At 40.0% G+C, this 17,461-nt stretch carries 8 protein-coding genes; all 8 read left to right on the forward strand.

The features are described 5' to 3' along the window. Positions 1-242 precede the first annotated feature (242 nt). Positions 243-4,172: an S-layer homology domain-containing protein gene (locus tag QFZ81_RS34655; RefSeq protein ID WP_307606347.1), complete on the forward strand. Its 3,930-nt coding sequence runs from the start codon at positions 243-245 to the stop codon at positions 4,170-4,172. A 395-nt stretch (positions 4,173-4,567) separates the two neighbouring features. Then, entirely contained in the window at positions 4,568-7,537 is a 2,970-nt protein-coding gene (locus tag QFZ81_RS34660) for an S-layer homology domain-containing protein (RefSeq protein ID WP_307606349.1), read from the forward strand. 276 nt (positions 7,538-7,813) lie between these two features. Further along, a complete protein-coding gene (locus tag QFZ81_RS34665; protein WP_307606351.1) occupies positions 7,814-10,795 on the forward strand; it encodes an S-layer homology domain-containing protein in 2,982 nt (993 codons plus the stop codon). A 337-nt stretch (positions 10,796-11,132) separates the two neighbouring features. Beyond that, the gene (locus QFZ81_RS34670) at positions 11,133-14,303 is read left to right on the forward strand and encodes an S-layer homology domain-containing protein (RefSeq protein WP_307606353.1); all 3,171 of its coding nucleotides are present in this window, start codon (positions 11,133-11,135) and stop codon (positions 14,301-14,303) included. Between the two features lie 91 nt (positions 14,304-14,394). Next, positions 14,395-14,940, forward strand: coding sequence for a hypothetical protein (locus tag QFZ81_RS34675; RefSeq protein ID WP_307606355.1), 546 nt, complete (start codon positions 14,395-14,397; stop codon positions 14,938-14,940). Between the two features lie 205 nt (positions 14,941-15,145). Then, a complete protein-coding gene (locus tag QFZ81_RS34680; protein ID WP_307606357.1) occupies positions 15,146-15,418 on the forward strand; it encodes an alpha/beta-type small acid-soluble spore protein in 273 nt (90 codons plus the stop codon). A 330-nt stretch (positions 15,419-15,748) separates the two neighbouring features. Further along, positions 15,749-16,960 (forward strand): methionine adenosyltransferase, encoded by a 1,212-nt coding sequence (gene metK / locus QFZ81_RS34685; protein ID WP_307606359.1) that lies wholly within the window; start codon positions 15,749-15,751, stop codon positions 16,958-16,960. A gap of 182 nt (positions 16,961-17,142) precedes the next feature. Beyond that, on the forward strand, positions 17,143-17,379 hold the full coding sequence (locus QFZ81_RS34690; RefSeq protein WP_307606361.1) for a hypothetical protein: 237 nt from the start codon (positions 17,143-17,145) through the stop codon (positions 17,377-17,379). Positions 17,380-17,461 lie beyond the last annotated feature (82 nt).

The following is a 17,461-nucleotide window of genomic DNA, read 5'->3' on the forward strand; positions in this document are numbered from 1 at the left end:
TAGAATCCAACCTTCGGGTTGGATTTTTTTTGCATTTTATGATTTTTTTTCTTCCTCTAAACATTTCCTTTGTTTCGACCGATAAGTAGAGTACAAGAACTTTTGGCTATTTGCCGCGTCTAATCATGTGGAATGATAGAAGAATATGGGAGGGATTGTCGAAATCTAGCAAGTAAGATAAAGAAATACGAAGAAATACTATGGCGAAACTAACATTTATATTACATAAGGAGGAACTTGTTTTGAAAACGAAGCTTAGGAGAAAGAAATGGCTTAGCATAAGCCTTATGGTCGCTATGTTGCTAGCCTTATTACCGCCACTTAGTGCTAGCGCGGCAGCAACAATCAGTATCTCGAATCTGTATTCACCAAATCCAAACAATAAATTAACACCGTATGATGATTCTTTAGTAAATAAATTTACGGTCAATCCAATTGAAGTAGATGCTTTAATTAATGGGATTGCAGATGATCAAATTACAGATATGTATTACGAGATATTTAATGCCAATACCAATCAAACCACTACGGTGAAAACAAACAAAGCAGTTAAGAGTGCGTCCAACAGCAGCGAGGTAGCATTCCAAAATGTTCAGCTCTCGCCAGGTAAGAATATTATTACCGTAAAGTTCGGTACTACAGGCAACATTGCATCCCAGCCTGCGTATGCTTACTATACGCCGGTGACTAATATATCTAACCTTCAATTCAACGGTGTAGATTTCTTGGATGGAGGTATTTATCCAAAGGGGCCTCCATATACAGGGATTTCTATTACGGGTACATCATCGAATGCAAACGCCATTGAGGCTAATTATGGTGGAACCGTCTACCAGCCTGCAGCTTTCCAAAACGGCAATTTTACTTATGTGACTAACACAGGCCGAGCAACAGACATTGCGTTCAACCCTGGCGACAACAAAATTATCTTCGCAGCTAATAACTTAACTAACTATTATACTTCGAATAGATCTTTTATTTATGATAATGGTAAAGCATTTGCTTATAATGCTTTAATTGATCTTAACGGTACGGCTCCATCAAAAAAGCTGGTGGATAACCCAATCATTAAAGATGCAGCAACACCAATTCAAGACGTTGCATTGAAGGCTAACATCAAGAATCCTTTAATCAGCACTAATGCTACCGTCACAAGGTTTGTTTATGTAGATGTATACACGACTGGTATGGCTAGCACAAAGTTGCATTTTGATTTTACGAATACGTTGAACACACCTCTCTATACACCGCCTACAGCTCCTTCCCAATTGAATACAGGAGGTGTACCATCTGCCAGTTTAACGAAAAACGCAACCCTTACTACATCAGATTATATGGTGTACGATTTTAATGGGCAGTTGCCTGTGAATACAAGCAGTACCATACAGCAAGTAAACTTTGAATTTACAGATAGTAATGGGCTTAAAACTACTTCACAGTATACGTACTCGTACGTCAATCCTAATCAGCCTTATGTAGACCATGTTAACGTAAAGAGGTCTTCAGCTTCAGGTGGGACTTCGTACGAAGCAGCTGTTAGCCCATCTGGTACAACACAAATATCGGAGTTTCCTGCAAAATTAGAGGTTTACACGAGCAATAATACGACTGGGGTTCAAATTAATTTAAATGGAGCACCTTATCCAGTAAGTCCAATTCCAGGTTTTACAACAAGTACGGCTGCTGTTGATGCTAACGGAAATGCCATATATGATGTCAATGGTGTTCAAATGAAGGATTACTCTATTAATTTACAAGGTATTCCGGATGGACCAGTTGTTTTTCAGGTTATTCCTTATATTGGTGGAGTTCCATCCGCTGCTGGAACCAAACAATATAGTTTGAATATTTCTGGCGCGCCATATGTCATTATTAATAATCTATTTACAGGAATGGTCGTCGATAGCGCAAGCAAACTTACATGCGGTGCTATTACTGGTCCATGCATCACAGGACGCCTAGTAAACGTACCAACTGCGGATTACGGAACGGAAATTTACACAGTGAATGGCACAGTTGTTAAACCAATAGCTGCTAATACACCTGCAGCTGGAAATAACGGCTCATTTACCTTGACGAGTACGGAACTAAACCCTATTTTCAAAGGGGATGGCAAGTATACGTTCAAAGTTCAGCTGAAAATTAACGGGCAACTGATTACAACATCTAGCGTTGATATCTTTGTACTATCTAGTAACGTACCAGTAATCAACTATTTGAAGCCAGTTGAAGCTGACCCATTGAATCCGCAATTCACTGCGACTTCGCAACCAGATACTTATGCCACAAGGGCAACTACTGTTCAATTTCAAGGGGAAATTGTAAACTCTGCAGTTGGTGTAACGCCAGGCACAGCACTTTACTTACGCAAAGCGCCTGCGGCTTACTCGAATACAACCATACCTGTTGGTGGTCAAATCGTTTTAAATTCAACATTGACAAATGTACCTTTGCAGGATTTTAACACACCCGCAAGTACGCCAACTGTTCCAAATCCTTCAGCAATTTCATTGTCTGAATATGGTACTTATGTATTTGAATTAGTATCGGCGAACGCTTCTTCTGGTTCAACTGCTAACAAACTAGTCACGATCATACGCGAACCTGTGCCATACGCTTTTATCAGCCCGCAACCAAACCAAATTATTAAGAATAATAAAGATGTTGACCAAGCTAACATTAATCAGAACTTCTATATGATTCAACTTCAAGCTGATAATGCGGATTCTATCACTTTCGGTAAAGATGAGGCAATCTACGACAAGATTAATAAAAAGTACATGTATGAAGTGAAGAATCTTAAAGCTGGAGCTAACACAATTAAATTTACTGTGAATCGCGGTACAGCGAAAACCAATGCAAGCATTATCTTGTTTAATACCAGCACAGATATCGAAGGCGAGCAATACAAGACGCCACTTGCTTCTAGTAACACGAAAGTATTCAATGGTCAAATTCAACTGAATTTTCCTAAAGACACCAAATTAATGCGTAATGATAGAACAAGTACAACGCAATATATAACTACAGACCGTCAAGTATTATTTGGAATTGCGAATAATGATGATGGCAGAATTGATAAGCCTAATGAATCACTATTAGGGGTTAATTATTTAACGACGCCATCCCATTTCAGAACAGCAAGCAAGAAATATTGGATTGACGCCGGAATCATTCCTCCAACATCCAACACTACAACTCCTGGGCTACAAGATGCATACTTGGGTAGCGGAATTCTGCCTAATACAACAGATCCTAATCAGGTAGCTTTCTATGTACGTAATTATAATGATATCGTGGTACCAACCAAAAGAGGTACACTAACGCTCAGTTATGACGCAAATATCAGAAGTGATGCTGGAAAGTATGTTTCTGTATTTCAATTTGGATATTTCGATAATCCAACTGGTCAGGGTCCTGCATTACCAAGCTGGAAAAATATTGGCGGAGTGGTTGATGCCAAGAACAATACGATTACCGTTCCAATTGATTCTTTTGGATATTTCCAGGTCATGTATATGGACGACAGCTTCAATGATGTCACGAATCACCCGTGGGCGAGAGATGATTTGGATACCTTGTATTCAAAAGGAATTATGTCTCCTAAGACGCCATATCAATTTATGCCAAACGATGCCATTAGTCGTGGTGAGTTTGTCACGATGTTGGTTAAAATTTTCGACATACCACTTTTGAACCAAGATACACAACAAAGTGCTTATAATAACACTTCAGCTACCTTTATGGACGTTCAAAGAGGTTATACAGACCCAACGGGTCTTACTAACTTCTTATCTATAGAAGCGGCAGCTAGAGCGGGCATCATACGTGGTAACGCCAATGGAACGTTCTTGCCTAGAAGCCCAATTACGCGACAAGATGCAGCCGTAATTATTGCAAGGGCAGCGGAGCTTAAATTAACTTCTGATCAAGGAAAATCATTAACTGCACTTCAAAAGATTTTCACAGATGCAAATGCTGTTGATGTTTACGCCGTTCCATCTGTAGAGGCTGTTAATAAGGCTGGTTTAATTGAAGGTATAGATAATGTACTTCTGCAAGGCCAGAAGAAATTAACTCAACGTTTCGACCCAACCGAAAACTTTACTCGTGCTGAGGCATCAGAGGTTGCCATTCGTGTAATGAAGCAACAAAAGAAACTTCCTAAATAAAAGGAAAACAAAAATAAAGACTGTATCCGATTCATCGGATGCAGTCTTTTGTTTTTACTATGGCGATGGGAATTAAGTAAAAAACCGTTCAGTCTATTTTAAGCTAATTTTTAGCTACAGTTCAGCTTCTCTACTTATTTACTTCACAATAAAAATGTAAGTTTATCAAGTAGGCAAAATGTGTACAAGAGGTGATAGGTTTTTACTATTAAATCAATTTAATTGGAAAATACTTATCAATGAAATTATGCATACAGTCACGTATACTAATTTATGTAGCCAAGGTGATAGACGCGAAGCTACATAGAGTCATGTCATGATTCATCAGTCGTCCCGTTGGTTATAAGTTTTTATAACAAAAAAACTTTCATAATATTAGGAGGAAACAAACCTTTATGAAGAAAACACTATCCGTAGTTCTTACATCCGCTATGGCTCTTTCCATGTTCTCGTCCGTCGCATTTGGTAAAACATCTGCTGACTTTACAGACTTGAAAGATCTGGATGCAGCAACAAAAGCGAAGTTCGATGCGATGATCACTGCTGGTATTTTTGACGGCGTGACTGACACAACTTTCGGTTTGAAAGACGAAATGAACCGTGCACAATTCGCGAAAGTAGCGGCATTGATCATGGGTCTTGAAGTAAACAAAGACTTGAAAACATCGACATTCACTGACGTTAGTGTAACCGATGCAGCAAATGGCTATGCACTTCCTTACATCGAAGCTTTGAAAACAGCTGGCGTGACTGATGGCTATGCTGAAGGTCAGTACAACCCGGCTGGTAAAGTAACTAAAGAACAACTGGCTACTTTCTTGGTGCGTGTTCTTGGTCAAGATGAAGCAGCTAAAGGTAAAACAGGTACAGACATAACGGTTTCCGGTTGGGCACAAGGCTATGTAGCACTTGCGCTTGAATTGAAACTTCTCTCCAACGGCACTGACGGTAAATTCGGCGGTATGGCTAACGCAACTCGCGATCTTCTCGTGAGTGGCGCATACGAAGCGAAACAACAATACGTACCGGCTGGTAAAGTATCTGTAACTGGCGCGAAAGCAACTGGTGTACAACAAGTAACTGTAAGCTTCAATAAACCCGTAGATACAGCTAAAGCTGCAGTTGCTTTGACAAAAGGAACGGCTAACATCGCAACTACTGTCAAATTCGCTGATGATAAAAAATCCGCTGTACTGACATTAACTGATGTGAAAGTAAGCGAAGGCAGCTACACAGCAACACTTTCTGGTTTAGATGCAGCTGGCGTTGATAAAACAACAGCAACTTTTACAGCTGAAAATGAAAAAGTTACAAAACTTAGCTTTGTAAATGCAAGCGAAAAAATCGCGAAGTCTGCTAAAGTAACTGTGAAAGTTAAAGCTGAAAACCAATACGGTGAAAATGCTAGCCTAAACGCTAGCGAATACACAGCCTATGTAAGTGGTAGAAATGAATCGTTGAAAAGAAACGAAGACACAGGCCTGCTTGAATTAACACTGAACACAATTTACAAAAATGGTGTAAGTGGTGATCAAACACAATCCGAGATTGACGTTCTTCCGGTTAACATCTTCCTAACGAACTCATCTGTATCTGTTCAAAAAACATTTAAAATTGGTGTAGAATCTTATGTAAGTAAGATTGAACTTGGAACAGTAACATACCCAGCTAACAAAACATCCCTGACAGAACAAGGTGATGTTGCTGAGTTTGGTATCACGCGTTATGACCAATACGGTGACGTAATCGCTGAGGGAGCTCTTACAACAGATCGTACGAAGTTTGATGCGATCATCACGCCATTCAGCAATGATACACTGAAGTTGAAAGCTGAAACTGTTCAATCTTACGACAAAGTGAAACTTGAACTGGCTAAAAACACAGATAAAGGTGGAGACTATACAGTAACTGTATACGTTGGATCCTCTTCCGCAACAGCAACAGTAGCCGTTAAATCAGCGAAAGTTGCAAACAAAGTTGAATTTGGTACGTTTAATGGCGTTATTGCACAAGGTGACGGCGCGACTTACCTTCCAATCGTAGCTTATGATGCAGATGGAAAAGCTTTGACTGCACAAGAGATCGTAGACAATGCAAATGCAGATAGATTCTCGATCTCCATCTCAGGAGCGGATTACGACACAGCTAGAAACGGTAATGCAGCTATCGTAACAAGCGGCGAGCACAAAGGCCAAATCAAAATCAATGAAGTAACAGCTGGTGCAAAAAGCGTTGTATTTGTAAACTTTGGTATCTTTAGTGCAAATGTTCAAAATAGCGTACAAAAAAGCTTCACAGTACAAGATGTGCGTGTACCTGAAACGATTGCAGTAAAAACAGCGGTATCTGCAAGCAAAGCTTTAGTTGATGGCGAAACAACTGTGAAATGGTATGTACAAGACCAATACGGCGCTAAGTTAGATGATTCTGCAGCAGCAAATGCAGCGGATTACAAATTGAAAGTAACAGTTACAGGATCCGCTTACGCAACATTCTCTGGTTTAACAGGCGGAACAACAGTTGGCGATGTAACAACGTTTGATGGCAATGACCTAACTGGCTTTAACGAAAAAGAATTGAAGTTCGTAGCAACAGGTGCAGGTAAAGCGAAAGTAACAGCTGAACTAGTAAAAGGAACAGCAACACTTAAAAAGGTTGAGAATGAGCTTGAAGTGACAGCAGACACAGATCTAACTTACGCGGTAACAGCGATTGATAGTGTATTTGCAGCACGTGACAATGATCTGACTCCAGGTGCAGACAAAGTATTGACAGGGACAACTAACAATGCTTTTGATAGCAAACTTGCTAAAGAGATCAAAATTACAGCTACAAATAAATCCGGTGAAATTGTTGCCATCCCTAGCAACCGTATCTCAAGCGTTAGCTCTTCTGATAACAACATCGTAAACGTGATTCAAGAAGGCAATGCAGCAAAAGTAATCGGTAATAAAGCAGGTAAAGCAACAGTAACCGTTGTTTACAACACATTTGATGGCATGAACAAATATGCAACACTAGAAGTAACTTCAAAAGCAGATCTTGTAGTTACTGCGAAAATAGCAGCAGATACGAACGCAACGTATGATCTTTCTACTCCAACTGCTGATGTAATTGACCTTGCCAATGTAGTAATTACAGACAACTATGGTGTAGCGTACGAAACAGCAGCTGAGATCAACAAATACAATGGATTCTTAGGTGCACAATATATTGTATCTGATATCCAAGCAAGCGGAGCAGCAAATACAGTGGTAGTAAACGCTGATGGTACTCTTACAGTTGGTGCTAACGTGACTGAATTTGTACTGAAAACAATCTCCGGCGGTAAAACAGCAACAACATTGGTTGTAGTTCAACCTTAATAAGCTTCAATAATTGACTTCACACAATTGCTTAGGCTATTGTGTGAAGTTTTATTTTTGTAAATCGGAGAATTCGTATATATAGAAATAATTATCTGTTGTTATTGGAAAATACTTATCAATGAAATTATGCATACAGTCACGTATACTAAGTCATGTAGCCAAGGTGATAGACGCGAAGCTACATAGAATCATGCAATGATTCAACTGTCGCCCCGTTGGTTATAAGTTTTTATAACAAAAAACTTTCATAATATTAGGAGGAAACAAACCTTTATGAAGAAAACATTATCCGTAGTTCTTACATCCGCTATGGCTCTTTCCATGTTCTCGTCCGTTGCATTTGGTAAAACATCTGCAGACTTCACAGACTTGAAAGACCTGGATGCAGCAACAAAAGTGAAATTCGATGCGATGATCACTGCTGGTATTTTTGACGGCGTGACAGAAACAACTTTCGGTCTAAAAGACGAAATGAACCGTGCACAATTCGCGAAAGTAGCGGCATTGATCATGGGTCTTGAAGTAAACAAAGACTTGAAAACATCGACATTTACTGACGTTAGTGTAACCGATGCAGCAAATGGTTATGCACTTCCTTACATCGAAGCTTTGAAAACAGCTGGCGTGACTGATGGCTATGCTGAAGGTCAGTACAACCCGGCTGGTAAAGTAACCAAAGAACAACTGGCTACTTTCTTGGTACGTGTTCTTGGTCAAGATGAAGCAGCTAAAGGCAAAACAGGTACAGACACAACGGTTTCTGGTTGGGCACAAGGTTATGTGGCTTTGGCACTTGAACTTAAACTTCTTTCCAACGGCACTGACGGTAAATTCGGTGGTATGAGTAACGCAACTCGCGATCTTCTAGTGAGCGGTGCATACGAAGCGAAACAACAATATGTACCAGCTGGTAAAGTATCTGTAACTGGCGCGAAAGCAACTGGCGTTCAACAAGTAACAGTAAGCTTCAACAAGCCGGTTGATACAGATAAAGCAACACTTGCTCTAACAAAAGGTACGGCTAACATCGCAACTACTGTCAAATTTGCAGATGATAAAAAATCCGCTGTACTAACTTTAACTGATGTGAAAGTAAGCGAAGGCAGCTACACAGCAACACTTTCTGGTTTAGATGCAGCTGGCGTTGATAAAACAACTGCTACATTCACAGCAGAAAACGAAAAAGTTTCCAAACTTAGCTTTGTAAATGCAAGCGAAAAAATCGCGAAGTCTGCTAAAGTAACTGTAAAAGTTAAAGCAGAAAACCAATACGGTGAAAATGCTAGCCTAAACGGTAGCGAATATACAGCATACGTAAGTGGAAGAAATGAATCGTTGAAAAGAAACGAAGATACAGGCTTGCTTGAATTAACACTGAACACAATTTACAAAAATGGTGTAAGTGGCGATCAAACGCAATCCGAGATTGACGTTCTTCCGGTTAACATCTTCCTAACGAACTCATCTGTCTCTGTACAAAAAACGTTTAAAATCGGCGTTGAATCTTATGTAAGTAAGATTGAATTAGGAACAGTTAAATACCCAGCTAACAAAACATCTCTGACAGAACAAGGTGATGTTGCTGAGTTTGGTATTACACGTTATGACCAATATGGTGACGTAATCGCTGAGGGAGCTCTTACAACAGATCGTACGAAGTTTGATGCGATCATCACGCCATTCAGCAATGATACACTGAAATTGAAAGCTGAAACTGTTCAATCTTACGATAAAGTGAAACTTGAACTGGCTAAAAACACAGATAAAGGTGGAGACTATACAGTAACTGTATACGTTGGATCCTCTTCTGCAACAGCAACAGTAGCCGTTAAATCAGCGAAAGTTGCAAACAAAGTTGAATTCGGTACATTTAATGGCGTTATTGCACAAGGGGACGGCGCAACTTACCTTCCAATCGTGGCTTATGATGCAGATGGAAAGGCATTGACTGCACAAGAGATCGTAGATAATGCAAATGCAGACAGATTCTCGATCTCGATTTCAGGAGCAGATTACAACACAGCTAGAAACGGCAATGCAGCTATCGTAACAAGCGGCGAGCACAAAGGACAAATCAAAATCAACGAAGTAACCGCTGGTGCAAAAAGCGTTGTATTTGTAAACTTTGGTATCTTTAGTGCTAATGTACAAAATAGCGTGCAAAAGAGCTATACGGTACAAGATGTACGTGTACCTGAGACGATTGCAGTAAAAACAGCGGTATCAGCTAACAAAGCTTTAGTTGATGGCGAAACAACAGTTAAATGGTACGTACAAGATCAATACGGTGCAAAACTTGATGATTCTGCAGCAACGAACGCAGCGGATTACAAAGTAAAAGTGACTGTTACAGGATCTGTTTATGCAACATTCTCTGGCCTAACGGGCGGAACACCAACAGCAGACGGCGCTACGTACGAGTTTAATGCAACGGACCTAACAGGCTTTAACGAAAAAGAATTGAAATTCGTAGCAACAGATGCAGGTAAAGCGAAAGTAACAGCTGAACTTGTAAAAGGAACGGCAAGCTTGAAAAAAGTTGAGAATGAGCTTGAAGTGACAGCAGATACAGATCTAACTTACGCGGTAACAGCGATTGATAGTGTGTTTGCAGCACGTGACAATGGTTTGACTCCAGATGCAGACAAAATATTGACAGGCACAACTAACAATGCATTTGATAGCAAACTTGCTAAAGAGATCAAAATTACTGCTACAAACAAATCCGGTGAAAAAGTAGCAATTCCTGCAGATCGTATTTCTAGCGTAAGCTCCTCCGACAATAACATTGTGAATGTTATTCAAGAAGGCAACACAGCAAAAGTAATTGGTAATAAAGCAGGTAAAGCAACAGTAACCGTTGTTTACAACACATTTGATGGTATGAACAAATATGCAACACTAGAAGTAACATCAAAAAGCGATCTAGTAACTGCTGCATCAGTGGTAGCAGATGCAAACATCACGTACGATCGTTCGGCTGACACAGCAATTCTTGATGTAATCAACCTAGCTAATGTAGAAATTACAGATAACTACGGTGTTGAGTACACAACAGCAGCTGAGATTAACAAGTACAATGCCTTCTTGGGTGCACAATATGTAGTTTCTGATATCCAAGCAGATGGAGCAGCAAACACAGTAGTAGTGAATGCAAATGGAACATTTGCAATTGGTGGGGATGTAACAGAATTCGTTCTGAAAACAATCTCCGGCGGTAAAACAGTAACGACACTAGTTGTTGTTCAAGACTAAGACTAATATGTTTCAAATAAAAAGAGATCCCTAGGGGTCTCTTTTTTTATTAGCAAATACTTTTTATAAACTTTTTTGCGAATACCGCAACTTTTTATTTTATTGTGCGTTTAATACTTTGAAAACAAATGAATAAGAAGTTTGTTCTTTAGTTACAAGTAAATGCTAAAGTTTCTAAAATAATTCTTTACGACGCTATTCGACCAATGTATAATGTAAATTGGTGTGATTGTCTATTTCCCTAATTTAAGTTTACTAGTTTCCAATGCAGCCACTAGAGCTGCACGCGAACTTAGTTATATTATGCTCTAACTCTGGAAAGGGGGTGAACCAAACAATGAGTAAATCGAGCTCAAATATTGTTAGATTCAACCTAAAAAATAAAACCAAAGATATTCAAGGAGGAGAAAAAAAGGTTATGAAAAAAAGTTTATCCGTAATTCTTTCTACAGCAATGGCATTATCCATGTTTTCTTCCGTAGCATTCGGTAAAACATCTGCTGACTTCACAGATCTTAAAGATCTTGACGCAGCTACTAAAGCAAAGTTTGATGCATTGATCAGCAAAGGTATTTTCGAGGGTACAACTGAAACAACATTTGGTCTTAAAGAAGAAATGAACCGTGCTCAATTCGCGAAAGTTGCAGCATTGATCACTGGTATCGAATACAACAAAGATCTTAAAACTTCTAGCTTCTCTGATGTTAAAGTTGATGACGCAGCTAACGGCTACGCACTTCCTTTCATCGAAGCTTTGAAAACTGCTGGTATCACTGACGGCTATGCTGAAGGTCAATACAACCCAGCTGGTAAAGTTACAAAAGAACAATTGGCTACTTTCTTGGTTCGCGTACTAGGTAAAGATGCTGCCGCAAAAGCAAAAACAGGTACAGATACAACTGTTTCTGACTGGGCACAAGGTTATGTAGCATTGGCACTTGAATTGAAACTTCTTACTAACGGAGCTGACGGCAAGTTCGGTGGTAAATCCAACGCAACTCGTGACCTTCTTCTGACTGGTGCTTATGAAACTTCACTTCAATACGTATCTCCAGGTAAAGTATCCCTTTCCGAAGCTAAAGCAACTGGCGTTAAAACAGTAACAGTTTCCTTTAACAAACCAGTTGATACAACTAAAGCAGTTGTAGCTTTGACTAAAGGTACACAATCCATTGCAACTACTGCAAAATGGTCCGATGACAAGAAGTCCGCAGTATTGTCTTTGACTGATGTTAAAATCAGCGAAGGTACTTACACTGCAACTCTTTCCGGTCTAGATGCAGCAGGTGTTGACAAAACAACTGCGACTTTCACAGCTGAAAACGAAAAAGTTACTAAACTTAGTTTTGTTAACGCAAGTGAAAAAATTGCAAAATCCATCAGTGTAATCGTTAAAGTAAAAGCAGAAAACCAATATGGTGAAAATGCTTCTTTAACTGGTGGTAACTATACTGCATATGTTGCAGGTGCAAATGCAAACGTTAAGAGAAATGACGAAACAGGTCTTCTTGAGTTAACTCTTGATACTAAGAATAAACCAGGAACTTCACCTGCTGCAGATTATCAATCTGAGATCGACGTTATTCCGGTTAATATCTTCCTGACTAACTCTTCTGTATCTGTACAAAAAACTTTTAAAATTGGTACTGAGCCTTACGTAACTAAAATTGAACTTGGCACTGCTAAATACCCTGCTACAAAAACAGCTCTTACTAAAGAGGGCGATGTTGCAGAAGTATCCCTTACTCGTTATGACCAATATGGCGATGTAATTGCTGACAATAGTGCGTATACAGCAGACTTCAAAAACCGCTTAGCTGCAGATGCTGTAATTACTCCTTACACATTTGATTCGTTAGTTCTTGACAAAGCAAATTCAACTTATGACAAGTTGAAATTTAAACTTGCTAAGAATGTTGATAAAGACGCAGATTACACTTCAACAGTATACGTTGGTTCTGCTAGCGCAACTGTTGCACTTAAAACTCAATCTTCCACTGTTGCAACTAAAGTAGAATTCGGTACATTCACTGGAGTTCTTGCTGAAGGCGACACTAACAAGTACATTCCAGTAGTTGCTTATGATGCGCAAGGTAACAAATTGTCTGCACAAGACATCGCTGACAATGCAAAAGACGGCAGATTCTCAGTTTCCATCTCTGGTGCGAGCTACAACGCTGGAAATAATGGAAACAATGCAATCGTTCAATCCGGAGAGCACAAAGGACAAATTTTGCTGAATGCAATTACTTCCGGAAGCAAAGGTGTTGTATTCGTTAACTTTGGAATTTTCAACGCTAACATTCAACAAAATGTACAAACAAGTCTTACTGTTCAAGATGCTCGTAAACCAGAATCAATTGCAATTGATGGTTCAGCTCCTGCTGCTAAAGGAATTATTGGCGGTAAAGCGACTATCAAATGGTACGTTAAAGACCAACATGGTGAGGCTCTTGACTCTATCTCCACTGTAACTGGTGCTAAGTATGCTGCTGGTAACTTTACACTAAGACTTACTGTGTCCAATGCTACTTATGCAACATTTACTAATACAATCGCAGGTAGTCATACTACTGCTACTCCTCTTACTTATGATTTCAGCGCTACTACATTTGCTGACATCAATAAAAAAGAGCTTAACTTGACAGGTCTAGCATTTGGTGGAAAAACTGAGCTTAAAGCACAGTTGATTGACAACACAAAATCAGGCGCTCCTGTAATTAGCGAAGTTAAATCTTCTTTAGAAGTAATTGAAGCTAAAGACTTGACTTACAGCGTAAATGCATTGAAAGATTCCTTTGCTGCACTTGATAGTGCATTAGTAAATGCTGACGATAAACAACTAGCAGCTGTAATTACAGCACCAGCTACATCTGATGATTACTGGGCTATTCACAGCAAACTTGCTCGTAAAATTGAAGTAACTGCTAAAGATAAATCTGGCGATGCAGTTGTTATTCCAGGTTCTCGTGTAGTTAGTGCTTCTACAGCTAACGGAACAGTTGCTAAAGCTGTTTACAACTCAAATGATGCTTGGATTATCGGTAACAAAGCTGGTACAACTAATGTAACTGTTGTCTTCAAGAAAGAGGACGGCAACCTACAAGACGTTACATTGCCAATCAATATTAAAGCCGATGCAGTCACTGTAGCGACTATCTCTGCAGATGCTAACAAAACTGGTATTACTGCAGGAACTTATGATGTTGGTCAAGTAATGAGTGGAATTAAAGTTGTTGATAACTACGGTGTTGAGTACAAATACAGTGCAGCAGTTGCAGCTACTGCAACAGCTCCAGCAGTTGCAGCAATTGATTATGTTGACAGATACAAAGCATTGCTTGGTGTTCAATACGTAATCTCTGACGTTAAGCAAGCAGTTGCTGGTACTGGTACAGTTTCACTTAATGCTTCTGGTCAAGTAGTAGTAAGTTCTGGTGTAACTGAGTTCGTAATTAAAGCAATTGCTCCATCAGGCGCAACTGCAAGTACTCTAGTTACTAACTAATTGAACGTATGATGAGGAAAAAGACCCTTCGGGGTCTTTTTTTCTTGACTAGATCTTGCAGACTAATTAGACCTAAGAAAGGATGATTGTGATGAGGAAAACTACAATTTTCCTTCTTGCTTTGGCAATCCTAGTTCTAGCAACTTCTATTGGAACATCCCAAGCAGAAGCCCCGGCCCCAGGCTCGTCCACCGACCCGGTGATCACAAAGAGCTATTTTGACCAGAACACCTTAAGCGAAGCAAAGGTGAAGGATATGATCGCCTCCGCGATCGCGGCCAATGCTGGCGGAAGCCAGCCTAGCGGGAGCAACGGAGGCACGAGCTCTTCCATGCCAGCGACAATGAAGGTTGTCCAATTGCAAAATGGACAAACGCTTTACGCCGGTGCTGGCGCCGAGTTTATCGTGCGAACAGGCAAGCTACTCGCCGTGAGCAACGATGAAAATGGCATCCCGGATGTAACGGGAGGCAAGGATCTTCCAGCGGGGGCCGAAGTCGCGTTGAATCATCTTTTGATCTTCCCGGCCGAAGGCCGCGGTATTAAGCCATCGCCGAAGAATACGGCGGACATCTTTGTCATGGTACGAGGAAGCTATTTATTATTGAATGCTGACGGTGGTAAGACTGCTCAATAAAGATTTTTGCGAATTTTAGAACTGAGATGTCGTTTTTTTTTGGTTAAACTACATTAAAAGTCTTCTCCATAATTTTACCCAATCTGACAAGTTCTTATGCGGTTCGACTTCAGGAATCTAGCCATACTAGTGATGTACTCACATCATCGGTTAATTGCTTATGGAGTGTCGTAATCACAACAAAAACTCTAAGGAGGCGTTTGTTATGGCTAGAAACAATAATAAAGTGGTTCCTGAATCTAAAAAGGCTTTGGATATTTTAAAGTATGAGATTGCTGCTGAGTTAGGATTGCCTGTTGGTAAGCAAATGTCGCTTCATGCGGATACAGAGTTTGCAACGGAATTGGGTTCAATTCCTTCTTCTTCATTGAAAGAAGACTACTGGGGACATATCTCATCGAGAGATGCAGGTGCAGTTGGAGGAACGATTACTAAAAGATTGATTCAGAAGGCTGAAGAAGCGCTATTTTCTTTATAAATTTGAGGAATTATTCATAATTTCTTCACGGTTTGCTGCATTGACACTAGGAGATAAATGACGTAAGATAACTAATTGAAGGTCAATATTTAATTTAACCTTTTCCAATCGGGAAAGGTTCATTTTTTTGTTGTCTTTATTCATGGTTTACGTTTGATTCTTATTTTTACCATTGCGGAATTCAAGGATCTTGTTAGCGCTTGAGCGCAAAAGAGGGATTCCGTTTGGCGTGAAAAGCTGCCGCTAAAGCCGGGCCCACTTTTTTTTCATATAGAGGCATCGTGTAGAAGCTTTTCAAACATACTAAATGATATTAGGAGGATGAATGATATGGCGCAAGTACGTGGACGTCGTTTATTTACATCCGAATCCGTAACAGAAGGTCATCCGGATAAAATTTGTGACCAAATTTCTGACTCGGTATTGGATGCATTTCTTGCCAATGATCCGAATGCTCGTGTAGCATGTGAGGTATCTGTAGCAACTGGTTTGGTTTTGGTAATTGGTGAGATTACTTCAAGCTCTGAATATGTTGATATTCAAGCGATCGCTAGACAAACAATTAAGGAAATTGGTTACACGCGTGCGAAGTATGGTTTTGACTCCCAAACTTGTGCGGTTCTCGTTTCTTTGAATGAACAATCCCCTGACATTGCACAAGGTGTTAACAGAGCTCTTGAAGCAAGAGAAGGCTCGATGTCTGATGAGGAAATTGAAGCAATTGGTGCTGGTGACCAAGGTCTGATGTTCGGATTCGCGGTTAACGAAACGCCTGAACTTATGCCTCTTCCAATCTCGATTTCTCACCAGTTGGCTCGTCGTTTGACGGAAGTTCGTAAAAATGGAACTCTTCCATACCTGCGTCCTGACGGTAAAACACAAGTAACGGTTGAGTATGTCGATGATAAACCAGTTCGCGTTGATGCAATTGTTGTATCTACACAGCATGGTGAAGAAGTTACGTTGGAGCAAATCCAAAAAGATATTAAAGAACATGTTATTAACCCAATCGTTCCAGCTCACTTGTTGGACGCGAATACAAACTATTTCATTAACCCGACTGGCCGTTTCGTTATTGGCGGACCTCAAGGGGATGCTGGTTTGACTGGTCGTAAAATCATCGTTGATACTTATGGTGGTTACGCTCGTCACGGCGGCGGCGCGTTCTCTGGTAAGGATCCAACAAAAGTTGACCGTTCCGGTGCATATGCAGCGCGTTATGTTGCGAAAAACATCGTAGCAGCTGGACTTGCTGAAAAATGTGAAGTTCAATTAGCTTATGCAATTGGTGTAGCTCGTCCAGTGTCCATTGCTGTGGATACCTTTGGAACAGGTAAAGTTAGTGAAGAGAAACTCGTAGAGCTGATTCACAATAACTTTGACCTACGTCCTGCGGGCATCATTAAAGAGCTTGATCTGCGTCGTCCAATCTACCGTCAAACAGCTGCATATGGTCACTTTGGCCGTAACGATCTGGATGTTCCTTGGGAGCGTACAGATAAGGCTGAGTCTTTGAAAACACAAGCACAAGCATTGGTTTAAAATTAATGAAAGTCGCCCTTATTGGGCGACTTTTTTGCATTTTATGATAGCTAGAAATCAAAACAAAACGGGAACATATGTTTGTTTTGTTTTATGTATTATGGTATAATATATATGTAGCCGGTGCCAATTATTATGGTATACTCGTAAGACAGAATTAAGTAAATGGATCGGGAGTGATAATGTTGGATAATGACTTGAAAGAGGCACTAACCACGTTACTTAGGGCTGAATTATCACCAGTGATAGAGAGATTAGACAGATTGGAATTGGAACAAGCTCAAATTAAGCAAGCTGTATTGGAAACCAATGAAACGGTGAAAAGGATGGAACTTATTCAAGAGCAGCAGCATACGATTATTGAACTATTATCCGCTAGGTCAATTGAGCAAGAAGCTAAGCTTAAATGGTCTAAATAAAATATCAAGTATCTCAAGCAGAGAGCAGATCCGAGTAGGGTCGTGCTCTCTTTTATTTTGCTGGTTCTTGGTCATATTTTTG

Origin of the sequence: Paenibacillus sp. V4I9, assembly GCF_030817295.1 — a bacterium.
Taxonomy (GTDB): domain Bacteria; phylum Bacillota; class Bacilli; order Paenibacillales; family NBRC-103111; genus Paenibacillus_E.

Bases quoted from the DNA above. Each gene is read 5' to 3' on its own strand.
- QFZ81_RS34660 (WP_307606349.1), top strand. From the start codon at position 4,568: ATGAAGAAAACACTATCCGTAGTTCTTACATCCGCTATGGCTCTTTCC.
- QFZ81_RS34665 (WP_307606351.1), top strand. From the start codon at position 7,814: ATGAAGAAAACATTATCCGTAGTTCTTACATCCGCTATGGCTCTTTCC.
- QFZ81_RS34670 (WP_307606353.1), top strand. From the start codon at position 11,133: ATGAGTAAATCGAGCTCAAATATTGTTAGATTCAACCTAAAAAATAAA.
- QFZ81_RS34675 (WP_307606355.1), top strand. From the start codon at position 14,395: ATGAGGAAAACTACAATTTTCCTTCTTGCTTTGGCAATCCTAGTTCTA.
- QFZ81_RS34680 (WP_307606357.1), top strand. From the start codon at position 15,146: ATGGCTAGAAACAATAATAAAGTGGTTCCTGAATCTAAAAAGGCTTTG.
- metK (WP_307606359.1), top strand. From the start codon at position 15,749: ATGGCGCAAGTACGTGGACGTCGTTTATTTACATCCGAATCCGTAACA.
- QFZ81_RS34690 (WP_307606361.1), top strand. From the start codon at position 17,143: ATGTTGGATAATGACTTGAAAGAGGCACTAACCACGTTACTTAGGGCT.